The 25308-nt window shown below is 39.5% G+C and carries 13 protein-coding genes; all 13 read left to right on the forward strand.

Going from position 1 to position 25308, the window contains the following annotated elements; all coding sequences use genetic code 11:
• Positions 1-186 precede the first annotated feature (186 nt).
• The 13 genes from JIV24_RS06995 (at position 187) to JIV24_RS07055 (ending at position 25304) form a co-directional block, all read left to right on the forward strand.
• On the forward strand, positions 187-1329 hold the full coding sequence (locus JIV24_RS06995) for a glycoside hydrolase family 43 protein (protein ID WP_200464314.1): 1143 nt from the start codon (positions 187-189) through the stop codon (positions 1327-1329).
• A 73-nt stretch (positions 1330-1402) separates the two neighbouring features.
• Complete coding sequence (locus JIV24_RS07000) at positions 1403-2890, forward strand: T9SS type A sorting domain-containing protein (protein WP_234445737.1); 1488 nt, start codon at positions 1403-1405, stop codon at positions 2888-2890.
• A 512-nt stretch (positions 2891-3402) separates the two neighbouring features.
• Positions 3403-5499: a hypothetical protein gene (locus tag JIV24_RS07005; protein ID WP_200464316.1), complete on the forward strand. Its 2097-nt coding sequence runs from the start codon at positions 3403-3405 to the stop codon at positions 5497-5499.
• Positions 5496-6377: a sialate O-acetylesterase gene (locus JIV24_RS07010; RefSeq protein WP_200464317.1), complete on the forward strand. Its 882-nt coding sequence runs from the start codon at positions 5496-5498 to the stop codon at positions 6375-6377. Before JIV24_RS07005 ends, JIV24_RS07010 begins: the two co-directional genes overlap by 4 nt.
• A 3-nt stretch (positions 6378-6380) precedes the next feature.
• The gene (locus JIV24_RS07015; protein ID WP_200464318.1) at positions 6381-7505 is read left to right on the forward strand and encodes an aldose epimerase family protein; all 1125 of its coding nucleotides are present in this window, start codon (positions 6381-6383) and stop codon (positions 7503-7505) included.
• A 334-nt stretch (positions 7506-7839) separates the two neighbouring features.
• Positions 7840-9165 carry a PQQ-binding-like beta-propeller repeat protein gene (locus tag JIV24_RS07020; protein ID WP_200464319.1) on the forward strand — a complete coding sequence of 442 codons (1326 nt, stop codon included), beginning with the start codon at positions 7840-7842 and terminating at the stop codon, positions 9163-9165.
• A 177-nt stretch (positions 9166-9342) separates the two neighbouring features.
• Positions 9343-11751 carry a glycoside hydrolase family 2 TIM barrel-domain containing protein gene (locus tag JIV24_RS07025; RefSeq protein WP_200464320.1) on the forward strand — a complete coding sequence of 803 codons (2409 nt, stop codon included), beginning with the start codon at positions 9343-9345 and terminating at the stop codon, positions 11749-11751.
• Positions 11752-11755: 4 nt separating this feature from the next.
• The gene (locus JIV24_RS07030) at positions 11756-13669 is read left to right on the forward strand and encodes a LamG-like jellyroll fold domain-containing protein (RefSeq protein ID WP_200464321.1); all 1914 of its coding nucleotides are present in this window, start codon (positions 11756-11758) and stop codon (positions 13667-13669) included.
• A 322-nt stretch (positions 13670-13991) separates the two neighbouring features.
• Positions 13992-15932 (forward strand): T9SS type A sorting domain-containing protein, encoded by a 1941-nt coding sequence (locus tag JIV24_RS07035; protein ID WP_200464322.1) that lies wholly within the window; start codon positions 13992-13994, stop codon positions 15930-15932.
• An 18-nt stretch (positions 15933-15950) separates the two neighbouring features.
• Complete coding sequence (locus JIV24_RS07040) at positions 15951-18026, forward strand: hypothetical protein (protein WP_200464323.1); 2076 nt, start codon at positions 15951-15953, stop codon at positions 18024-18026.
• Positions 18027-18039: 13 nt separating this feature from the next.
• Positions 18040-19773, forward strand: a complete 1734-nt coding sequence (locus JIV24_RS07045; protein ID WP_200464324.1) for a family 43 glycosylhydrolase — start codon at positions 18040-18042, stop codon at positions 19771-19773.
• A gap of 1 nt (position 19774) precedes the next feature.
• Positions 19775-23029, forward strand: coding sequence for a T9SS type A sorting domain-containing protein (locus tag JIV24_RS07050; RefSeq protein ID WP_200464325.1), 3255 nt, complete (start codon positions 19775-19777; stop codon positions 23027-23029).
• Between the two features lie 88 nt (positions 23030-23117).
• Positions 23118-25304: a sulfatase-like hydrolase/transferase gene (locus JIV24_RS07055; RefSeq protein WP_234445738.1), complete on the forward strand. Its 2187-nt coding sequence runs from the start codon at positions 23118-23120 to the stop codon at positions 25302-25304.
• Positions 25305-25308: the final 4 nt, after the last annotated feature.

Consider the following 25308-nt stretch of genomic DNA (forward strand, 5'->3'; position numbering starts at 1 on the left):
GTAGGGTTGTGGGGGAATTTTACCCTAAACTAAAAGACATTTATATGGCGGGTTAAACGGTCAATTGGTCATTTTACGCTAAGCATTGTCAGGTTTATGCTCTCTTACTTTTTGATGAAGAAGTATTTTTAGAGCAATTAAAATGAATGAGGAGAAAGTACTAAGAATCAATTATTGAATAATGATATGCAAAAGATATTTAAACACATCGGCACAATTGTATTTATTGGCTTCATAATCCTATCGGCATGTAAACAGCCAGCTAAAACAATCAAACCTGGTGAGATTTGGCTGGATAACAATGGCGTTCACATCAATGCACATGGGGGTGGCATTCTATATCACCAAGGAACTTATTTCTGGTTTGGAGAGCATAAGATTGAGGGAAAGGCAGGTAACAAGGCCTATGTTGGTGTACATTGTTATTCGTCAGATGATTTATGCACTTGGAAAGATGAAGGAATTGCCTTATCTGTTGTTGAGGATACCACCAGTATGATTGTGAAGGGATGTATTGTTGAACGCCCCAAAGTGATATATAACGCAAAAAATAAGCAGTTTGTCATGTGGTTTCATCACGAGCTAAAAGGAATGGCTTATAAAGCAGCTATGACGGGTGTGGCGGTGAGCGATAGAGTAACCGGGCCATATACTTATCTTCGAAGTGTTAATCCAAACCCAATGTGCTGGCCAATTGATTATGCAGATAGTCTGAAAACGAAGGATTACAATTTTGAGCAAGTAAAACGGTGGTCGCCACAATGGCAGGAAGCCTCAAAGCAAGGTGTTTTTTTACAACGCGATTATAAACGTGGTCAAATGGCACGTGACATGACCTTATTTGTTGATGAAGATGGTACAGCCTACCATATTCATTCATCGGAAGAAAACCAAACACTGCATGTTGCAGAATTGAATGAAGATTACACAGACTTTTCAGGTCGGTATGCTCGTGTGTTGGAGGGGAAATCAAATGAAGCCCCGGCTATCTTCAAAAGAGGCGACAAATACTATATGATCAGCTCAGGTTGTACCGGTTGGAAACCCAATGCGGCACGTTCAGCTGTGGCCAATCATCCATTTGGTCCTTGGACTGAGTTAGGTAACCCATGTCGTGGAACAGAGAAAGAAATGCAAACCACCTTTCAATCACAAAGTACCTATGTATTACCTGTGCAAGGTGCAAAGGACTCGTTCATTTATTTGGGTGATAGATGGACTCCGGAAAATGCCATTGATGGTCGATACATCTGGCTGCCAATTGAATTTTCGGAAGACAAACCTGTGATACGATGGCATGATGAATGGAGCTTAAACACCTTCAATTAATGGAGATGAATCTAATATACAATACCAATCATATCATTAAAATTTCCACACGACGATGATAAAATATTTCGCGTTGATAATCTTCATTTTTGCACAAATCGATGTAGGTGCACAGAATTTTGTTGATCAAAACACAACTAATAGCTCTCCATTAATTAGTATAGGGGCGGATTATGTGCTTGAATTCAGTGATGAATTCAACGATAATACACTAAATACAGATAAGTGGAGTAAACAACTTAGCTCAAAATCCCGTGCCGCACGACCTACAATTGGAATTGATGACTGGTGGTGGAAAGAAGATCATGTTTGGTTGGAAAATGGTATGCTGGTCCTTAAAGTATCAAAGCACGATGCCAATACTATGCATTGTGGTTCCGTTAATACCAATGATAAATATGAAAGGCAATATGGGTATTACGAAACACGCATAAAAGTAGCCGAAGCCGATAAAGGTACGCACACGGCTTTTTGGTTTCAGGGAGACAATATGTCTCAAGTGGATGATACCGCCAATGATGGTGCTGAAATTGATGTGTTTGAATCGGCATGGACAGATGAATATACAAAATCGGTTATTCATATCGACGGTTATGGAAATGATCACCAGGCAAATACCAAAAGATATGAGACGCCAGGTATTCATTCTGGTTATCACACCTGGGGATTGTGGTGGACCAAAGACTTTCTGAAAATTTATTATGATGGTGTGCTTAAAGTCACCTATGATGACCCGAAATGGTTGGTACATACTCCCGAATTTATATGGCTCTCAGATGGTGCCAGCTTTGGATTAGAAGGTGATGAGTATTTTATTAATCGGCCAATAGGTACCCTAACACATGCTTATGTGGATTATGTTAGAGTATGGCGACAGACAGAAGATGAACCTTCTATAACAATTATGGATTTAGAAGCTGAAGATGCGCTTGTCTCCGGCGATGCCTATACAGAAAGTTGTAACAATGCTTCCAATCAGGAAGTACTTAACCTGAGAACCAACGGTATGGTTAGTTTTGAAGATATTGCTCTAGAAATGGCTGGTTCTTATAATCTACGAGTATCCTATATTTCAGGAAATAACCGTCAGGCAGAATTGTTTGTGAATGGAGCAATAGTTGAGACTGTAGACTTTAGCTCTTCAGGAGCCTGGTGTTATGATGGTGGCCATCCGGCCACAATTGATATTCCTGTTGACATGAATGTCAGTGCAAATACAATTCAGTTACGAAGTACAGGTGTTGCCGGACCGCACATTGATAAAATTAGCATCATACAAATACAACAACAAACAGGTATTGAAGATTTTAATCGTTTGGAGGAAGCGATTCAGGTTTATATGAATGGTAAACGCTTAGTGGTCAATAATAATCACTCTCTGCAAATTGAAAGTATTGAGCTCTATAATATGTCTGGGAAATTGATAGATAATCTGCAATTTCCGGATACTAATAAAATGGAGTTCGACGTAAAAAGTAGTGAGCCAGGTGTTTATTTAGTAAGAATGAAGATTGAGCAATATCATGTGGTAAAGAAAGTAGTTGTTAACAGCATTTATTGAACAGAACCATCCAAAAATACTGTAAGCCTTTATTTCGCTAGTCCCGAGGTGGGTACACCGGTCAATCGGGGCTTTTATGTATCCAATAGCCTGAATTTATATTCCAACAGGCTTGAAAATGCCTTCAAGTGGCCTGTGAAACCGTTCCATTGGCTGGCTTTTTCCATTCAATCGACTTGAAAAGTAGTTCCAGAGGCTTGGTAGAGTGAGCAATTGGCTAAAAATCGCCTTACCGAGGTAATATATAGGCATCCACAGGCTTAATAAATAGCGTTTGGTCAATAAAATGCGTTTCAATAATGCTCTTTATTGATTCAACGGAATTTACTCTCGCAGATAGGCGGAACAAGCTATTGTAAATCCAAATTTCGCTTAAGGCTCAATCTGAATAACAATTGGTATAAAATAACAAATGGAATATTTGAGCTAAGCATTGTCAAATTTGCGCTCAAGCAATCCTTTCTTCTCAATTACTTTAGTACAATGAAAATCTCATATCAAAATTGCCATCAATGAAAAGCTATAAAACCACATTAATAATTCTGCAACTGTGCCTGTCAGTTGCCATTTCGGCCCAAACATCATTAATTGATTTAAGCGAAAAATATGTTTCAGACTATGTCAAGACAAATAATGCCACAATCAACTTTCAGGATGATGCTTTATACATTAGTATGCAAGCCAATAAACCTTTACTTGAGTTACATTCTCCATCGAAGAGCTGGGATTTACGCTCGTATTCGTCTGTTGCATTTGAAGTGACCAATTTAGGGGATGAACCCATCCTGTTAAATGCTCATATAAGCGATTATCAATGGAACGAAGGTGTATTGGCTCTAAACTCAGGCGAAACCAGTACAATGCGCATCCTCATCAAAGGCTACCGATTACCGGAAAAGCATCCTCTCGCCCGATCGTACGAAGGTATGTTTGGTTATCCTGGTGGTTATTACTGGCACTGGGTGCCGACGGATGTTCAGCACATTGATAAAATAAAACTATCACTGATTAATCCGAGATACCCAGCGAACATTGCCATAAAGAATATTGTAGCAGAAGGCAACTTGGTAGAGAAGAGTTACGAAGAGATTCAAAAAACAGTTTTCCCTTTTGTAGATACATATGGTCAATACATGCATAAAGAGTGGCAAGGAAAGGTCCATTCTGATGTCGAACTGAAAAAAGCTGTTGATAAAGAGAAACTTGATTTAATTTCTAATCCTTCCCCAAAAGACAGAAACAAATATGGTGGCTGGACTTTAGGGAAGAAGTACAAATCGACAGGCCATTTTCGTGTGGAAAAAATCAATGGGCGTTGGTGGATGATCGATCCTGAAGGATACTTATTCTGGTCGCATGGTATAACAGGTGTGGCAAAGGCAGCGGCTACCACGAAGGTAGTGGGACGGGAAAAGTATTTCTCATCATTACCAGATAAGGAGGCATCCCTATTTCAATTCGCTAAGCCGAATAAGGCGAAGATACTGACCTATAATTTCACCGGAGCAAATTTATACCGAAAATACGGCTCTGATTGGGAACGCATTAAGAGTGAGATGGCACATACAAGACTCCGCAGTTGGGGCATGAATACTTTCGGCAACTGGTCGGATGAAACCACTTATCTTCAGCGTAAAACACCCTATACGGTCAGTGTCAACTTCAGATGGAAACGCATAGGGTGCAAACTCAAATTTCCCAATGTATTTGACCCGAGTTATAAAGCGAATCTGGAAAAAACATTTGAAAAACATAAGGCAACATGGGAAGATGATTTTTGTATAGGTTACTTCGTGGATAACGAGCTACATGGCTGGGGGAAGATAGGAAGAGCTGTGCAAACTTCATCAGCTACTGATAACGCGAAAGTTGAACTGCTTAGTTTCCTGAGTAAGAAATATGCATCCATAGAGAAACTCAATGCAGCTTGGGAGAGTGAATATGTATCCTGGAAAGCATTCTTAAATTCGACTAAAGCTGCCACAGGTAAAACAGCAGGCAGTGATTTATTGGCCTTTGAAAAGATAATGGTTGAGCTTTATTACAAAACTTGCAGGGATGTTATTAAAGCGAAAGCACCCAATAAACTCTATATGGGTAGTCGCCTGCACAACCATTATTATCCAGATGACCTTGGCCATCAACGCTGGATTGTACCTATTGCTGCCAAATATTGTGACATCGTCAGTTTTAATCGCTACCGTTTTGTGCCAAACAATATGGTATTTCATGATAAAAGTATTGATAAACCCATTATCATAGGCGAATTTCATTTTGGAGCTTTAGACCGCGGAATGTTGCACACAGGCCTACGCTCAGTACAAAATCAGGAGCAACGAGGACGCGTGTACTACGAATACATAAAGGGCGCTTTGGAAAATCCTTACATCGTTGGAGCGCATTGGTTTCAGTATGGAGAGCAGGCTGTTACAGGGCGTGGTGATGGCGAAAATTACCAGATTGGCTTTTTGGATGTGTGTGATACGCCTTATCAGGAGACCATTGATGCCAGTCGAAAAGTTGGTGAACAGATGTATGAGCTTAGGTTATACCATGAATCAATAAACACTAAAAAATTAAAAATGAAACTAAATAATCAAGATCAATGAAAATATACAGTTCAATACTATTATTTATACTATGTGTTTCAGTAGTGAACGCACAAAAAGGACCAGAATCAAATAAAAAAATGAAAGTGTTCATTCTTTCCGGTCAGTCAAATATGGTTGGTTGGGGTGATAGCGAAGAATTGCCTGATTCATTAAGGTATGGCATGAATAATAAACTGATGTTTGAAAATGGTAAATGGCAGAAACTAAAACCCCATCAGCTGGCAAATGAAAAACAAAGGGAACGTTTTGACATGAAAGAATACTCCTTTGGGCCTGAAATTTCTTTGGCAACGGAGATGTCAAATGCCTATCCCAATGAAACCATTGGCATCATCAAGAGTGCAACAGGGGGTACAGGTATATTGGCTTGGTCGCCGACTTGGACCAAGGAACAGGCTGACCGTACCAATGATGGTAGAAAAGGCGATTTGTATAAAGTTTTAATCGATAAAGTAAAAGCGGCACAAAAAGCGGCGGATATTGAAATCGTCGGATTTTTATGGCAACAAGGTGGGAAAGACATGACAAATCTTTCAACGGCTAAAGAGTATTACAATAATCTGAACGCTTTGATTACAGGGTTAAGACGAGATTTAGACCTGCCTGACTTACCTGCATTTATTGCTTGTTCGGTGACTAAACAAATGCTGAATAATGTAGATGAGGAGCAAATGGAAAAGCTAAAGAGAGCTAGACCCGGCGTTGAAGATGTTATAAGAGCCAGGTTTAAAGCCGAAGAAGAAATGCCAAATGTAAAAGTGGTTGTAACACCTAATCTGGAGAAGCATCCTAAAAATGTGCATTACAATACGAATGGTCAATTGAAGTTAGGCAAGTATTATGCTGCAGCCTACATTGAATTTGTCAAGAAATAAGAAATGAAATTGATTAATACTTTACAGTTGTATCAGTTCCTTTGGATAGTAATACTATTCATTTTGAGCGGATGTGCGACCAACAGAACAGAGGTCCTGCAGGAAGTTTGGGGTGAAGTGAAAGATAAGCAGGTTTATCTCTTCACAATAACCAATTCAAATGGGATGGTGATGAAAGTTACCAATTATGGAGGGATAATAACATCCGTTTTAGTTCCTGATAAAAATGGCATAATGGAAGATGTTGTTTTAGGATTCGATAACCTTCAACAATACATTGCTCCCAATCCCTATTTTGGGGCTGTAATAGGTCGGTTTGCCAATAGAATCAGCAATGGTCAATTTAGTATTAAGGACTCTGTTTATCAGCTGTCTAAAAACAAAGGAGAACACTGCCTTCATGGTGCCGATGAATTTAATTCCATTGTTTGGGATAGCGAAATTGTGGAAAATGAATTGGGCAAGGGAATTCGACTTCTTTATCTATCAAAGGACGGCATTAATGGTTTTCCTGGTAATTTAAATGTGGTTCTGACTTATACACTTACTGCAGATAATGCCATTCATATACGATGTGAAGCAGAAACGGATAAGGCAACGCATGCGAATATGACCCAGCACAGCTATTTTAATTTGACGGGAGGTACTGAGTTGATTTATGATCATCGGATAAAAATAGATGCTAACTATTATGTTGAAGTGGATGAGCAGATGATACCTACAGGTAATATTTCATCTGTCAAAGGTAAAAGTTGGGATCTAAGCAGCATGACTCGTATAGGCGATAATATTCATCAATTAGCCCCAAAAGGATATGATCATTGCTATGTGCTAAATAAAAAGGAGGATGAATTAACGAAGGTTTTAGAAGTGCTTGAGCCAAAAAAAGGCCGAACCCTTAAAGTAAGTACAACTCAACCTGGTGTGCAATTATATACTGGTAATTATATAAGTTCCAAAATAGTTGGGAAAAATGGGATTCAATATAAGCCACATATGGGGTTTTGCCTGGAAACGCAACATTTTCCAGATAGTCCCAATCATCCTAATTTCCCATCAACTTTATTGTTGCCAGGAGAAAAATATGAAGAAGTAGTCATTTATGATTTTGGAGTTTTTGATAAATAATGTTGCGAATGAGGTATCTAAAGTATATCCAAACCCGGCTCAGCAAATGTTAAATATTGAATTGGGAAATGGTCAAAAATCAGATCTTCCCATAATTATTTACATAGCATGGGACGGAAAATCAAACAATTAACGCTTCAAAACAATAGAAATAGTATTGGAGTAAGTGACTGGTCAACTGGTATGTACTTTATTAAGACTTTGGGAGAGCGTGCCACAAAGAAAAAAATGTGAGGTAGATTTAGTATTAATTTTGATTCAAGTTGAAATGCGGGGAGTCGATTAAAATAACTAAACTTGGTTAAGATTTCAGTACACTTTTAAAAAATATACAATGAGCATAACAAAATTATTACAACTAAGTGGTATCATTCTGTTGATTATGATTCAACAAGTTTCAGCCCAAGAGCATAAGACTACTGACTGGAATCAGTATCTAGGCTCTGATAGAAATGCAGCTGTGGATGGCGTAGCAATAGCACACAACTGGACAGAAAAGGGACCTGATAAAGTTTGGGAATTCAAACTGGGTCAAGGCTATGGCGGTGCAAGTGTTTTTAATGGAGAAGTATTTGTGCTGGACAGAATTATAGGAGAAGCAGATGTGCTTCGTTGTATTGATTCAAGTACAGGTGAAGAAAAATGGAACTATAAATATGAAGCAAAAGGTGAGTTGCCTTATCCCGGATCGAGAGCTGTGCCTACGGTCGATGAAAATTATGTTTGGTGTGTGGGTCCCCATGGACATTTAAAGTGTATTGATAAAAAAACACATCAATCTGTTTGGTCGCATAATTTATTGGATGAATACGGTGGTAAATTGCAACGTTGGGGATTTTCGGTGTCTCCTATTGTTGTTGACGATTTGGTAATTGTTTCTCCGCAAGGTGAGAAGGCTGGTGTCGTTGCTTATAACAAATTAACAGGCGATGTCGTTTGGGAGAGTCGCCGCTTAACTGGTCAACGCTTTCATGTATCACCAACCATAGGCGAATACGGAGGTATAACACAAATCATTATGACCAGTTCGTGTGTAAAAGGAGATGGATTTACAAGCGATGAAGTGGTTGCTTTTGAGGTCAACACAGGAAAAGAACTATGGCGCTACGAAGGATTTAATTCCTTTGCATGTATTGCTCCACCATTGGTATTGGATGAGAATCGTTTGTTTTTAACCTCATGTGCTTATAAAGATAAATACAATCCGGTTTCAATACTGTTAGAAATCTCATCCGATGGTGAAAACTTTGCGTTTGAGGAAGTTTTTAGAAACGAAGAAGTTGGCTGTAAAATGCACCCGCCTGTTTTTGTTAACGATCATTTCTATATTAATAATAATGGACGACCAAACGAATTAGTTTGTTTGAATTTGAAAGGAGAAAGGGTTTGGGACAAGCAATCTGCACCCGGGTTCGAAATGGGATCAATAATTTTAGTCGATGGCCTAATTATTAATCAGAATGGTAAAAATGCTGATGTGTATTTAATTGAACCCTCTCCGGAAGCGTATAAGGAATTAGGGAAAGTTTCGTTGTTTGAATCAGACAAGTCACAAGCCTGGTCACCTATGGCATTTAGTGATGGTAAATTATTTGTTCGTGACATGGAGAAGATGGTATGCGTTGATTTAGTAGGTGGGGCAGAGTTGGTGAAACACTAAAATATAAGCTATTTCAACAGACTCATGAAGCGAGCATTTATTGGATAAAGTGAAATGGTGAAAATCAACTTCGCATTATAAGTTGCACACATGAGAATTTTTAAATTACCTGACATTGCCTCACGATTCATCGAGGGGTGAATGACTTGTCATTGAGAATAATAATTAGTTAGTTATATGAAAAAAATTTGGGCAATATTTCTTATTGTGATTATAGCTACTGCAACTGCTGTAGCACAGAAAAGCCATTCTGTTCGAGTTACAAAAGATTTTAATAATAACTGGAAATTCAAGCTAGAGGACAAAGCTTCTTTTTGTGAAATAGCTTATGATGATAGTCAGTGGCGAGTACTTACCTTGCCACATGACTGGAGTGTGGGAGCTAACTTTAGCAAAGAAAACTCCGGACGTAATGCCTGGTTGCCGGGCGGTATTGCCTGGTATCGCAAAAGTTTTGTATTGCCCAATAATTACAAGGGCAAAAGTATAGAAATTCAGTTTGATGGTGTTTATAAAAATGCAACGCTATGGGTAAATCAACATCCAATTGGCATTCAGCATGATGGTTACACCAGCTTTCGTTACGACATCACAGAATTACTTAGTTTCGAACAAGAAAATACAATTGCTGTGCGTGTCGATAATTCCAATCAACCCAACTGTAGGTGGTATTCGGGCTCGGGTATTTACCGAAATGTTTGGTTGAATGTTACTTCACCAACGCATATCGAAACCTGGGGAACATTCATCACCACACCTGAGGTTTCAGAAGAAGAAGCGAAAGTGAAAATTGTTTCTACCCTGAAGAACATGGACGAGGCAAAAGAGGTGAATATTGAAACGCTAATCTATGCCCCCAATGGGAAACAAGTTGCAATTGAAACTTCTGCCATAAAAATTGGAAATTACCAATCGACTGACATTTCTCTATTCTTAAGCGTTAAGGCTCCTGAATTGTGGTCTGTTGCAACTCCTGAAATATACAGAGTCATCACTTACATTAAATCAGGAAATGAAATCTTGGATGAATACGAAAGTACATTTGGTATTCGTACCATTGAATTTGATGCAGAAAAAGGTTTCTTCTTAAATGGGGAAAACATAAAAATGAAAGGTGTTTGCTTGCATCATGATGCGGGTTCCCTTGGTGGCGCTGTTCCTGATGAAGTATGGATTCGCCGTTTGCGAAAGCTGAAAGCCATTGGCTGCAATGCCATACGCACAGCCCATAATCCGGCGTCGCCTGAATTTATGACCATGTGCGATACCATGGGTTTCCTGGTCATGAATGAATTTGTAGATAAGTGGAATAAGCCTTACAGAAAAAACGCTCCCAAAGATCCCTTTTATAATGTGCAAATGGCAGATCCTAACTTCACTGTGGAGTGGCAGCAAAACTATGAGCAAACCATTCGCCGAGATCGCAATCACCCTTCCGTGATTATATGGAGTGTTGGCAACGAGAACCATCCAGCAGGTTCCATAGGACAAAACGATGGCTTACGAAGATATGCTTCATTTGTTCGTAGCCTAGATCCAAGCCGGCCTGTTATCTCCGGAATGGAAAGAGGAAAGGATGTAAAAAATGTGGATAAAAAGGTGGACGATATTATTGAGTCCTGCAAATACATGGATCTTATTGGAATGAACTATGGTGAACAGTGGTGTAGTGCACTTGCGGATAAGAAACCGGGTAAGGCTTTTGTTAGTACCGAAAGTTATCGCTATTACAATTCTACACCCTTAAAAAGATATGCTAATGTAGAACGTTCACCTTGGCTTGATGTTATTGACAATGAGAACAACATGGGATTGTTCCTATGGCCCGGGATTGCCTATTTGGGTGAATCACGTAACTGGGGCAGGATTGGTAGCGATGGAGTATTTGATTTTGCTGGCTTTCCCAATCCAGATGCTTATTTATACAAAGCTTTTTGGTCCGAAGAGCCTACCGTTCATCTTGAAGTATATGGTAAAAAGACCGAAAAGATGAGCCAGTGGGGAATACCAGAGATGCATCAAAACTGGAATTTACCCAAAGATACTATAGTAAATCTAGTCACTTACACCAATTGTGAAACGGTTGATTTATACCTCAATAACAAAAAAATAGGTTCTCAGAATTTATCCGATTTCCCCAACTGGATAATGAATTGGCAAAATGTTAACTACCAACCTGGTATTCTAAAGGCTGTTGGCAAAATTAACGGTAAGGCTGTTTGTGAATGTGAAATTGCCACTGTAGGGAAGCTACATCATCTGGAAATGAATGCTGATAAATCACAAGTTAAATCTGGCGACATTATTCATGTAGAACTGTCATTGCACGACAAAAAAGGTAGAGGTATAACAAATGCTGATGGGGAACTGCATTTTAAGCTGGAAGGTAATGCGCAAATAATAGCCTTAGAAAATGGCAATAGTTCGGACTTAACTCCTTTTTCTAATAAAAAAACAAAAATGACTCATAAAGGCAGGTGCCTGTGTATAGTTAAAGTTGGTGATAATAAGAATGAGGAAGTGAAACTATCAGTAAAATGTACGGGTATTAACACTCAACAATTGGTATTAATTGAAAAAAAATAAATAGATGAAGAATATTTATGCAGCAATGATACTTTTTGCATTAGTAGGGCTTCTATCCATGTTTAATAGTACAGCCCAAGAATACGAAACCTGGCGTTTTATCAATATTCCCGATTACCATAATGCCGAAGGATTTTCAAAAAATAGTCCCGAACGAGCAAAACGTATTGCTGATCAAACAGAGCAATTCAAACAAATGAAGGAGCGCCATGGTGGCGAGCTAATAATTATGCCCGGTGATTGTAATGGAGGGCATTGGTATCGTCAAAAATACCTGAAGCCGTTCAAGTCAAACCCTGAATACAAAGATTTCTCTACAAAACAAGTTATTTTGGAATCCTCACGTTTGTGCTATGGTGGTTTATGGGATATTGTGCATGATGGTGGTTACGAACACTTTCTGATGGCAGTAGGCGACCATGAGTTAGGTGATAACCCATGGAAGAAAGGCAGTGAAGTAAGTAAGCATATCTCTACTTTTCGTCAGGGATTTGCCAATACCTTCACGCTTGATGAAAATGGACAATCCCGATTTAATGAAAACATTGGTAATGCAATGCCACGACCAATTGGCACCGTATATGAGCATACTTCCAATGCTGTTCAATATAAGAACGTATTATTCGTCACGCTCGATATGTTCCGTTTTGACGATAAGGATAAAAATCTGGGAAGTCAGGGCGTAATAAATGGTGATATAGATGGTGAGCATATGCAGTGGTTCGAGTCCGTCTTATCCGAGGCACAGCATATCTCATCGATAAAACACATTGTTGTGCAGTCTCATCTGCCCATTATCTACCCAGTACGAAAATACGCCAGTAGCGGCATGTTGGTAGACAAAAAGGAAAGTGAGAAAATCTTAAATGTGCTCCGTAAGTATAAGGTTGATTTGTATTTGGCCGGAGAAGTTCATATGAATACGGTGACCAGAGATGCAAAATCAGATTTGATTCAATTAGTAGGCAGGGGTAATAATCTATCAAACCATACAGCAGTGGATGTGGTGCAGGACAAACTTCTACTCAATACTTATCATGAGAATGGAGAAAAACTTGGACGTTTGACCATTGACAAAAGTTCTGATAATAAAGTAATTGAAGGAACAGGCCTTTTAACACCCATCACGCCGAATGGCTTACAAATACATTGGAGTTTTGATGAGCAATTGGATAAGAGTAATTACAAAAGCAGTGTGGAGGGTACTTTCCCGCAAAAGGGAAAGCACAATCCTTTGTTGGCAACAATTAAACACCCAGGTGTTTACATAAATGATGGAGGTTTTAATACCGATTATTCACTTATTTGTGCCGATGTTAAACAAGCTAAAGGGGTGTTGGGGCAAGCTGCTCAAATAGAAGAGTCATCCAGCTTATTTGTTTTGCCCATGGGACCAATGGGTGAAGGCTATAAACGTACGCTGTCATGCTGGGTAAAAACCACTGCTCATGGTAGACGACTAATTTTAAATAGTGGATCGTATTGGGGGCAAGGTCAGTTTTTTAACTTATCCATCAATGAAGGAAACCTGGAAGTAGCCTTGCGCCCGGAAATAGTTGCATCCACAATAAATCAGCAGATTAACAATGGTGAATGGCATTGCTTAACTGTTGTTATGCCACATGATGATGCCGTACTGGGTGAATTGAAATTGTATATCGATGGTCAGCTAGTAAATGATAAGCAATGTAACAATCCAGATATTAAGGTGAATACTTCTCAAGCTAGCTGGATGGCCATTGCAACACAAGTAGAGACTTATAAGACCGATTTGGCCAAGACAATGAATATGCAGGATTATGTAGGATTGTTGGATGATTTCAATATATGGACCAGGGCACTCAGTAATGATGAAGTTCTACAACTTTATACCGAAGGACTAAAAGGAATAAGTGCATTGGATATTGAGAAGCGTTAAACCTTTAGATTTTAAAATAAGATTGGGATACAAAAAAATGAATTTACGTCTGCTCGGAAAATCTATTTCTATAAATGAGCAGACGTTTTTTTGTGTATAAGTCTTTTAGTCATTGCTTTTCATGCTTTACTTTATTCAGAATGAAAACGGCTGTATATCGAGCTTATCATTTGAATTAACAATTTTGCGTTAAGCATTGTCCAATTTACGCCTGTTTAATTGTAAGTTGACTTTTATTTTTACAGCGTTTATAAATTAGAAGTTTACTATGCAATCACGTTTTATATTTCTCTTATTGCTCCTGAACTTATCTGCAGGACTTATGGCAAAAAATTATTACGTCAGTAATAATGGCAATGATTCTAATGATGGATTGTCGGAAGCTACACCTTGGTTGACGCTTGCCAAAGTAAATGAGGCCGCCGAAAGAGCTAATAAAGATGGATACCTTGAACCTGGTGACAAGATTCTATTCAGAAAAGGAGATACCTTTGTGGGCCAATTAATACTTTGGTGCTCAGGAACGGAAGGAAATCCTATTGAAATTAGTAGTTATGGTGAGGGAGAATTACCCATATTAACTGGTGTAGGTGCCAATCTCGGCAATAATAATGATGGAGATGCCATTGAGGTGGTCAAAATTACCAATGCAAACCACTTATTGCTGACTGAGCTTTGGATCACAAACGACCGTCAGGTAGGGCTTGGTTGGCAAGGCTCTGGTAACAGCTCCTACGGAATTTTAGTCAAAGCTAATAAATGGGGAGGTATATCTCAGGGCTTAACCTTTCGAAACCTTAAAATCACAGATGTTTTTGGCGTTGATATGATTGACTGGGAGGGTAAATTTACCCTTGATTATTATAACGCCAAAGGGATTTTCTTTGATTCAAATGCCGATGAGGATGGCGTTGAAGTTGGAATACACGATGTGTTAATCGAAGATTGTTACTTCTATAATCTGGGTAGTACAGCAATTAGTGCCAGGAACCTGAATCCGTCCAACAATCCGGTAAGCGAAGAAGGGCGTAATCAGAATTTTGTTATTCGAAACAATACCTTTGAGCAATTGGGGGGCGATGGCGTTGTGTTTGCTTCTGTGTGTAATGGTTTGGTTGAAAACAATGAATTTATTGATTTAGGTTGGGGTGACCACACTTCATCAAGCGACCGCTATTATGGCCGAGGTGAAGGCTGTTGGATTTGGGACTCACATAACATCATTGTGCAGTATAATAATCAATACCGGGCCCGAGGATTTGGCGATACCTATGGTGCTGCGGGTCACATTGATTTCTTTTGTAAGAATTCCATTTTTCAATACAACTACAGTGAAGATACTGAAGGAGGGTTTGTTGAGATATTGGGTGATTGTGAAAATAGTGTGTTCCGCTACAATGTAAGTGTGAACGATGGACACCGTGCGAATGGCCATCATCGATATACCATCTGGTTATCCGGTTATGTGGGCAAGGACCAAACACCTGTTCCATCAGACGAAAATTACATTTATAACAACACTGTTTATCTGGATAATCCACAGTGCAAGCCGGATATCTCAATTTTTGCAGAGGATACCTACATCTACAACAATATTTTTTATACCATGAATGGAGCCCAGATTGGCTCTGGCGGTGTAGAGATTGAAATGCAAAATGGAGGCGAGTTGAATGTGTCTAATAACCTGTTTTATGGAAATATAGCCGCTGCTTTCTCAAATTTAGATGCTGCAAAGGTCAATGGAGACCCACATTTTACGAATCCGGTTTCAGCTGATGGAAATCCTGATAACTTTAATATTCAAGCGACCAGCGCATCTATCGACGAAGGTATGACATTTCCAGAACCTGAATTTCCAATGGCAGGGCAGGGAATCTTTGAAAATATGACCCTTATTCCAGCAGAAGATATTTTTGGAAATGCCATGGACATTGAGAATTTGGTGCCAAATATTGGGGCCAGCAATGCTCATAGTTCGAATAGTCAGGTTGGTATTGAAGATCTCATAAAAGTCAGTGATCTGTTTAGAATCTACCCCAACCCTGTGCGAAATATTCTTAACATACAATTAAGTGACCAAAACAAAGGTGTTAGCTACAGTATATATTCTATTCAAGGTCAGTTGATTCAGTCGGTAAATGAACCAGCAGGAATCAATGAATTAAGGATTGATTTACCATCTAATGCTAAAAATGGTATTTATTTTATTCGAATAGCTCAGGGAGATTACTACCAGGTAGAACGATTTGTGATATACCGATAATTGTTAAAGAATCAAGATATGAAGTCTATTAAACGGTTTGGCTTAGCATTTATGTTTCTTTTGGGTGTAATGGCTATTAATGCTCAAGCGCAAAGCGAAGAACTTATCAATGTTAAAACCATAACGAACAAAGCATTTAAGGTTACAAACCTGGATGCGCATAATTCTGTTGATGGAATAAAGTGTTCGATTAAGGCCAATGAGAAAGGAAGTATTGTTTTTCACCCTGAAGAGCAATACTGGGATTTAACCCAATGGGTGTTCCTAAGTCTTAAGCTGGAAAACCTGACGGATCAGTCGCTACGTTTCGAACCGGTTATTTTGTATGATAATCCGCGCAGAGGAGATAAGTTTTGGCCGGTTAATAACAAACATATCGGCTTTTTGAAGCCAAATGAGATTTTAGATTACAACTGTGTGATGATTCGTGATAAAATTAATACTCCGGATTATCCACAAAGTTCCGATTTTCCTCAGATGAAAGGAATGCCCGATGGGGTCATTCTTAACTATGCAGGGATAGATGCCAGGCATATTAAAGGCCTTAAGCTCACTTTCCCTATTCAGGACTTTGACAGAGAAGTGACCATTAAGCGTTTGTATAAAAACAGACCTGCTTTGCCGGAGTTATATAAAAATAATAAGAGTGCTTTTTTTCCATTCATCAACAAATACGGACAATACAAACATGCCAATTGGCCTGGCAAAATTACTGATGACAGTCAGTTTACAGCTGCTATGAAAAAGGAGCAACAAGACCTCAAAGAACATCCTGGTTCAGAAGAATGGAATCGCTTTGGCGGTTTTGTGAATGGTCCGAAGTTTGACGCAACAGGTCATTTTAGAACACAAAAGGTTAACGGACTTTGGTGGATAATCGATCCGGAAGGTTGCTTATTTTGGTCTACCGGAGTGAATAGTGCAGGTCGACTGGAGATTCCAACACCAACAAATGGTCGTGAACACTTCTTTGAAGGTATTCCTGAAAAATTGAAGGAGAATACTCACTTGTTTGCAAAAGATCAATATAAGCATGGCTTGGCCAATCTTCATCGCAAATATGGAGAGAATAGTGATAAAGAATATGTTGCTACTTCTCTAAGGCGCATGAAAAGCTGGGGACTGAATACCTTAGGCGGCTGGTCGACCGAAACAGTAGGAGAACACCCTGAAGCAATCAAGTTGCCGTATACGGTTTATATCAATGCTGTATCTCCAGGTATCAATGAGAAGTTTCCAGATGTATTTGATGCCCGATGGAAAGCTGAAGTAGAGCTTAAAATCAAAGATAAAGCTGCCTTTGTAAAAGATGATCCCTACTTTTTTGGCTTTTTTATTAATAACGAGATTCATTGGGGTAATCCCAATAGTTTGGTCATACATTCGTTGGAAAAAGGAAATGACTGTGCAGGGAAAATTGCCTACCTCAATTTATTAAAGAATGAGTTATTAATCAAACAATTCAATGAATTGACGGGTGCATCATTTGAAAGCTGGAATGATTTACTAAATACTAAAGTGTCGCCGGGAAGGCTTAAGGTTGCTAAGCTTAAGGAGTATAATGTGAAGCACTATACCAATATGTGCGAGCTGTATTTTAAAACCACTAAAGAGCTTATTGACAAGCATGCTCCGAATAAAATGTACATCGGTTGTCGCTGGCATGGTAATCACAAGAATAAGATAAATACCACTGTTTCGGCGAAGTACCTCGATATCCTCACTTTTAATGCTTATGAAAATGAGGTTGAGTTTTATCCTTATCCGGCAAAGGAAATAGATAAACCATTTATTATATCAGAGTTTAATTTTGGTGCATTGGACGCCGGTAAATTCTTCACTGGTCTGGGATATGCCTCTAGCCAACGCAACAGGGGTGAGAAATACAATAATTTTATAAATGGAGCTTTACGAAATCCAAGATGCGTTGGGGCGCACTGGTTTATGTGGGCTAACTCTACCACAGCGGGGCGTGGTAATGGTGAAAATGCCAATTGCGGCTTGGTATCGATGACCGACCAGATCTATTATGAATTAATTTCATATATCCGCGAAACAACCTACCAAATGTACAATTATCGTATTGGTCAATAATATCGAAACTCAGATGAAGAATATTGTCATTATAAGTCTATTAATCCTTTTTACAGGAAATGCTATCGCCCAAACGAAACCGGATACAATCGTCGTTTATAAAACAGTAGGGGATGTTGAGCTAAGCATGCACTTTTTCTTTCCTGAGAATCATCAGATGAATGATGCTAAACCAGTGATTGTCCTCTTTCATGGTGGTGGTTGGAATGGAGGTGGACCCGAACATTTTTATGGCCAATGTGAGTATTTAAGTTCAAGAGGTTTGGTAACTGCCTCAGCACAATATCGAACGAAGAAGAGCAATGGAACCACACCTGCTGAGTGTGTGAAAGATGGCAAATCGGCCATGCGGTGGATATATACCAATGCATCTGCTTATGGTATTGATAAAGATAGAATAGTTGCTGGCGGTGGTTCTGCTGGCGGACATGTAGCAGCTGCTACCGCAACAGTGAAAGGGTTTAACGAAGCTGGTGAAGACACAAGCGTTTCTTGCCAACCAAAGGCTTTGGTGTTATTTAATCCTGTGGCCAATAACGGACCTGGTGGCTATGGATATGATAGGGTAAAACCTTATTATAAAGAGTTTTCGCCATATCATAACCTGAGTGAGACTGCACCTCCAACTTTAATTATGTTGGGAACAAAAGATAAACTCTTTAATCCTGAGCTTGCTAAAGCTTACCAAGCCCGAATGGAAGAATTGGGCCAACGCTGCGACCTGATTCTATACGATGGTCAGGAACATGCCTTTTTCAATAAAGACAAGAATGAAGAGATGCATTATCAAACAATGATAGATGCTGATAAATTCCTGATTTCTTTGGGCTTTTTAGCAGGGGAGCCTGCTACATTGCAATCATTCACAGAAGTAGAGTTTCAGAAAGAGGAAAATCCATTTGTTAAACATCTCTACACAGCGGATCCTTCAGCGCATGTGTTTAATGACAGGTTGTATGTTTATACCTCTCACGATGAAGATACAGCGACTTACTTTAATATGCTCGACTGGCACGTGTTCTCATCAGAAAATATGAAGGACTGGACCGATCATGGTGCAGTTATGAGTTTAGATGATATTGCATGGGCTGATAAGTGGGCCTGGGCACCCGATTGTGTCGAACGCGATGGGAAATATTACTTCTATTACCCTGTCGAACGAACTAAGATTGGTGTGGCAATCAGCAATTCGCCAACAGGTCCTTTTGTTGATCAACTTGGTAAACCTTTGATTGACAATACCGGACAGCTTGAGCATATTGGTATAGAGCCTATCGACCCATCTGTCTTAATCGAAAAAGGACAAGCCTACATGTACTTTGGTTGTCGCGAACCCAAGGTGGTGAAGCTGAAAAAGAACATGATGACTTTAAAGGGTGATGTGCAAGACCTGAAAATTAAAGGTATAGAAAATGATAAGGAACATTTTGGCGGTTTTTATGGCGAAGCGCCATGGGTGTTTAAGCGTAGAGATACCTTCTATCTGTTGTACTCTAACGGCTGGGGTAAAACAAGTACCCTGGTGTATGCTACTAGTAAGAAACCCATGGGACCCTTTACCTTTCAAGGTGAAGTAATGGATGTCGTGAGTTCCTGGACCTCGCATGGTTCCATAGTGGAGTTTAAGGGTAAGTGGTATGTCTTCTATCACAACATGGATTTATCAAATAATAACTACCGACGTTCCATCTGTTTTGATGAGCTCACTTTTGGTGAGAATGGAAAAATCAATAAATTAAAATTGTAAGATGAAGCGATTAAAAATTTTATTGGTTTTAACAGCTATTGCTCTGAATAGTGTTTTTGTGAATGCACAAAGCTCATTTCAACCTTATAATACACAAGGTGATAATTTGATACATATTACAACAGCCGACTTTGATGAGCTTGGAGCCAAAGATTATGTGGTGGCCATGACGGTTGAAGGAAAGGTAATTGCTTTCAATCGCATTGACCAGATAACAGATCCATCTGCCGATAATCGTTTATGGGAATATACCGCTTTGCCATCTATGGGATTAAGGATAATTGCAGGCGATATAAATGAAGACAGTCCGGGAGAGGAAATACTTCTACCTGGTACGGATGGTCATATAAGAGTACTCTCTTCTGGCGGTGAGCTGTTATTGGACAAAGAAGTAAGTACCGGTGCCTTGTATTCAGCAACAGTTGCTATAGGAGTTGGAGGACAAAAAGTGATTGTCACCTCAGGTGTTGATGGAATGGTTTATATTCTTAATAATGCGGGTATTTTCCTTAAAAGCTTTCGTCCTGAAACAGGGAAAGCGGGTGGAGTATCGGGCTTGGTACGCCATGTGGCGGCTGGTGATTTTGATGGTAATGGAACCGATGAAGTGCTTGCTTTTGTGAATCGCAAAAGTTTTGAAGGGAATAACTTCATTGATATCATTGATTTAGCTACTTATGATCGCCCTGCTTACTGGAATGGTGATGCAGATGAAATAAGTGATAATGTAGTGGCTGGTCTCGGTTTTACCGATAAGCAATTGGTGCGGGTTTATGATATGGATAATGATGGGAAGTCTGAATTGGCAGCTCATTGGGGTGTTTTTCATCCAGAGGATGGTCCGCGTACCAAAGTGTTTTCTACGATGCTATCTGATTCTGAAAAATTACCATTAAGTCAATATAAATCTTTTGCAAAATATGACTTGATCCAAAATCATGGCTTTCAGAAATCAGATAAAGAAGATTTAACATCTACGGGTAAATACCTGATGCAGCATGGTGTACCTGGTGATTTTGATGGTGACGGAAAAGCCGAATTGTTTACCATTTATGGCGATGATCTATTTCTTTCGCAATACGAACCTGGTACTAAAATATTGTCTATCTCAGATTACACCTGGGCTCATTCTATGTATCACTTTAGCGATGGTGCTTGTTTAGAGGATAGAAATGGTGGTGCCGATAAAATGGTACTTTCCGGCCCAATAAATGGTGATGACCATTTTTATGTGATTGATTTCAAACAATTGGATTGGAAAACTGAGGCACGCAATATTTGTTGTAAGGGACGTTTTGAGGAGTTTGAGCAAAACTTAGATATACTAACGGATAACATCGACCAATTTGCCGGTACCCTGGCAGTAGGCGAGCAACCCATATGGTATCTCGATTATTTTGCCAGTGGTTTATGGTGGGAAATGACACCGGAGAATAGTGCCATACAAGCACAGAAAGTGTATGATGCACAGCAAGAATGGTACGACAAGATTGGAGGACAGGCCAATTATCATTCATCAAAAATACGTTTGGCAGCAAGCGTCAATTCGTGTATTTATGGAATGAGCAATGAATGTGAAAATGAAAGAGTAACGGCTGAAGGAGTAAAGAATTTTTGTGCTGCACTGGCTCAAAAAGGGGCTTATTTTTGCTTGAAAATTGGGCATGGGCCGCACACTTTTATAACACCGGAAGATCTGGCTGATTGTTACGAAGCGTCTGTGGTTGATGGCGAATGTTACATGATGGCGCGCTCCAGAGAGTTAAATGAACATGCTGATTTTGAATCCTATATTCCACATCTTGATGCCTTGCTGGCTCGTGCCGAACAGATTGGTTCAGCCCCTCCAATGGTAATGCTCTGTGCCAAGGGTGCTACTTTTACAGCTTTAACACAAAATCAAGCGGATAGCTATTTTCCTAAATACAAAGATATACTGGTGCCTGGAGTAGAGAATTCCAATGTGACCGAACTGGACCTGAGTTTGGCAGAACGCGTTGGTTTGTGGATGAATGGCGATGTGGAGAATTGGGGTTGTAACGTGATTGGTGATAACCTGTCGGCTAATCGGGTAGCCGAATGGGGTGGAATGCGAAATGCCCATGTTGTTTTGCGTCAGATGTTATCGCAATACAGTTTGGGGGCAAAAGTATTCAGAACAACGTCTATTACGGCACTTAATAATCCGCTATACGAACGTGGAGATGTTACCGGGGAGGACCAGGAATGGACTCAGGTATTTCAAAAAGGCATATTGAATTTTCTTAAATTGGTTGATAAGGGCATTTACCCAAATGCACCAGATACGGAGCAAATAAAAGGTATATCACCCGTTTCGGTTGGTATTTACAATCGAAGCACTCGTCTTACAGAACAAAGCATTAATCACGATCATTATAAATATCAGCCCGAAACGGATAATTACGTGTTTAATCGATTAGCTTGTTGGAATGCCTATACCGATATTCCCGAAACAGATGCCACTTCCTATCTTTATGGTACAAAGCGTCGTTGGGAAAACATGTTTCCATCCACTCCGGGAGGATTTGTTACGATTATACCATCCACCCAGGCTTCAGAAATTGAGTCACAGACCTGGTGTAATGTTGCTTATCAAACCAATGGTGATACCTGGGAAAACCTATCACTAAGCGGGGCGAAAGAAACCATTTCTGATGAAGTATTGTCGCAACGGCAAAAGCTTGATTTTTATGTGGATGGAGATTGTTTCTGGCAGGTTACACAACAAAAGGATGATCCCTATACTTACTTTGCATTTCTAATGGGAAACAATGAACTGTCACCCATTGAACGAACCGTGAAATTGAAAGCAGGCAACTCTATTAATGGTGATTGTCAGGTGTTTGATCAACTGGGTGGTTCAGAAGCCTTGGGAGCATTGTCTACGACAACGGATGAACTGAGCGTGTCTATCCCTGCTGGTACAGCACGTTTCTTAATGATTCAATTAAGTGAATTGCCGAAAGAGGATGTGGGGATAAAAAAAGTAGAATCTGAATTAATCAAGGTGTATCCAAATCCGTCCAATGATATCGTCAATATAGAATTGAAAGATGTATTTCAGCATAAAACAGAAATTGCCATTTATAATAGTGCAGGCTTGATAATTGAAAATCATCAGCTAAGTGATGCGCATCAACAGCTTTCGGTTAGCAATTGGTTGCCGGGTGTGTATGTAATGTACATTATGCAAGGCAATAAATTTCAGGTGGTAAAATTGGTAATAAGTGACTGATAGTAGGTAATAATTTTATTGTGAGATAAAGAGTCTTTGGCTTCATTTAATCACTTTATTAATGAGTTGTGGAATGTATATAAGTTATATGAGTAAGTGCTTTGTATTGATTGTGTTATCGTTTGTATGTTCGATGTCGATTGCTCAGGATAAGCCTAATGTAATTGTGATAATGGCTGACGATTTGGGCTATGCCGATGTGGGTTTTAATGGCTCAATAGAGATTCCTACACCTAACATCGATCGAATCGCGGATAATGGTATTAATTTTACAAGTGCTTATACGACTTACTCTGTCTGCGGCCCTAGTCGTGCTGGCTTTATCACCGGTCGTTATCAGCAGCGTTTTGGATTTGAGCGTAACCCGCTTTACCGTATTGATGACCCATATATGGGCTTGCCACTTGATGAAATGACCATTGCAGAATCTATTTCACAGGTGGGTTATACTTCAGGTATTATAGGTAAATGGCATTTGGGTGCACATATTTCCAACCACCCCCTTAACCGCGGATTTGATGAGTTTTATGGTCATCTTGGTGGCGGTCACAAGTATTTTCCGGAATCACTGACCATTGAAGATAGCTACGATGCTAAAAATGAGGAGCAGAGTTATAAAACCTGGTTGTTGAGAAATCACACACCCGAAAAAACGGATGAATACATCACCGATGAATTTTCTAATGAAGCGGTCGAGTTCGTCAAGCGCCATAAGGATAGTCCTTTCTTTCTGTTTCTATCCTACAATGCACCACACACACCCATGGAGGCAAAAACGGAAGATTTAGCCTTGTTTCCCAATCTGCTTGATGAAACAGGTCATAAACGGAAAACGTATGCCGCCATGGTACATGCTGTTGATAGGGGTGTTGGACGTGTTTTGGATAAATTACAGGACTTAGATATCGAGGAGAATACCATTATTTTCTTCTTGTCAGATAATGGTGGGCCTATTAACAAAAATGCATCCGACAATGGCGTTTTGCGAGGCGGTAAAAGCGATGTGTTTGAAGGTGGTTACCGTGTGCCTTTTGCTATGCAATGGACGGGTGAAATTGATGGTGGTGGTACTTATGATTACCCGGTTTCATCACTTGATATATTTGCAACCTTATCAACTATTTCCGACTCACCCACCAATCAGGATAAACCATTGGATGGTGTCAACCTTATTCCTTATCTCACCGGAGAAAATTCTGGTAGACCACATGAATTGATTCATATTCGCAAGTTTGATCAGGATCGTCATGCTGTGCGCTATGGTGATATGAAGTACATACGGTTTAAAGCCGATAGCCCAAACCCGAAATTATATGACCTAAATACCAATATCAGCGAAAGTGATGCAGATGGAAAGAATTTATATTGGAATGCTGATTTTCGTGCGCAACGCGACGAATTACTGGCCATACAAGCCAAATGGGAAGAAGATTTACTGCATCCACGCTTTTTAGGTCTGGTACACGATGAGTTAGTATGGGCAACTGAAGTCACTTTGTCAAGTGCTAATTTAGAATTAAGCATTGATGATACGCATCAGTTGATTGCTTCTATTTTACCCCTTGATGCCTTTAACGATGTAATCGAGTGGAACAGTAATAATAGTTCTGTGGCATCAGTTGATGAAAATGGAAATGTATCTGCTCACAAAGACGGCTTTGCTGTTATTACCGCTCGTGTAGTCGATCGTCGACAAGTATATAAACAATGCATTGTGAAAGTAGGGCAGCCTGCTGAAGCAAGCAATATAAAGCTGTCTGATAATGTTTTGACACTAACCACAGGTAAACCAGCTGTCTTAACTGCTGATGTAAGTTCAGGCAGCAATAGTAGTTATGCTGTTGAATGGAGTAGTAATAATGAAGCTGTAGCTACAGTAAATGAGCATGGTAATGTATTAACGCATAGTCAAGGTCAGGCCATTATTACCGCTAAAGTGGTAGCGAGTTCAAACCTATCAGCTGAGTGTGAAGTAAATGTAGAGGACTACAGCGAAGATACCGGACTATTTGATGAAAAACTGGAGCAGGCCGATTTCTTTACTGTATATCCTAATCCAATTGAAAATCAAACTGCTATCATCTCTTTTAAAATGGATGTACCACGTGCCAATTTGCAGGTTTATAATGCAAATGGACAGATGCTGCAATCAGAGGTGTTAGAAGGAGTATATCAGCACGAATTGAAATTATCTGGCTTTACCAATGGTTTGTATTTTATCACCTTACGAACAGATAAAGAAATACAAACACAGAAAATAGTGATAAGGAATTAAAGTA

The organism is Carboxylicivirga marina (genome assembly GCF_016612505.1).
In the GTDB taxonomy this organism is placed as follows: Bacteria; Bacteroidota; Bacteroidia; order Bacteroidales; family Marinilabiliaceae; genus Carboxylicivirga; species Carboxylicivirga marina.

Excerpts from the sequence above, each read along its gene's own strand:
- JIV24_RS06995 (WP_200464314.1), top strand. The coding sequence starts at position 187 with ATGCAAAAGATATTTAAACACATCGGCACAATTGTATTTATTGGCTTC.
- JIV24_RS07005 (WP_200464316.1), top strand. The coding sequence starts at position 3,403 with ATGAAAAGCTATAAAACCACATTAATAATTCTGCAACTGTGCCTGTCA.
- JIV24_RS07010 (WP_200464317.1), top strand. The coding sequence starts at position 5,496 with ATGAAAATATACAGTTCAATACTATTATTTATACTATGTGTTTCAGTA.
- JIV24_RS07015 (WP_200464318.1), top strand. The coding sequence starts at position 6,381 with ATGAAATTGATTAATACTTTACAGTTGTATCAGTTCCTTTGGATAGTA.
- JIV24_RS07020 (WP_200464319.1), top strand. The coding sequence starts at position 7,840 with ATGAGCATAACAAAATTATTACAACTAAGTGGTATCATTCTGTTGATT.
- JIV24_RS07025 (WP_200464320.1), top strand. The coding sequence starts at position 9,343 with ATGAAAAAAATTTGGGCAATATTTCTTATTGTGATTATAGCTACTGCA.
- JIV24_RS07030 (WP_200464321.1), top strand. The coding sequence starts at position 11,756 with ATGAAGAATATTTATGCAGCAATGATACTTTTTGCATTAGTAGGGCTT.
- JIV24_RS07035 (WP_200464322.1), top strand. The coding sequence starts at position 13,992 with ATGGCAAAAAATTATTACGTCAGTAATAATGGCAATGATTCTAATGAT.
- JIV24_RS07040 (WP_200464323.1), top strand. The coding sequence starts at position 15,951 with ATGAAGTCTATTAAACGGTTTGGCTTAGCATTTATGTTTCTTTTGGGT.
- JIV24_RS07045 (WP_200464324.1), top strand. The coding sequence starts at position 18,040 with ATGAAGAATATTGTCATTATAAGTCTATTAATCCTTTTTACAGGAAAT.
- JIV24_RS07050 (WP_200464325.1), top strand. The coding sequence starts at position 19,775 with ATGAAGCGATTAAAAATTTTATTGGTTTTAACAGCTATTGCTCTGAAT.
- JIV24_RS07055 (WP_234445738.1), top strand. The coding sequence starts at position 23,118 with ATGAGTAAGTGCTTTGTATTGATTGTGTTATCGTTTGTATGTTCGATG.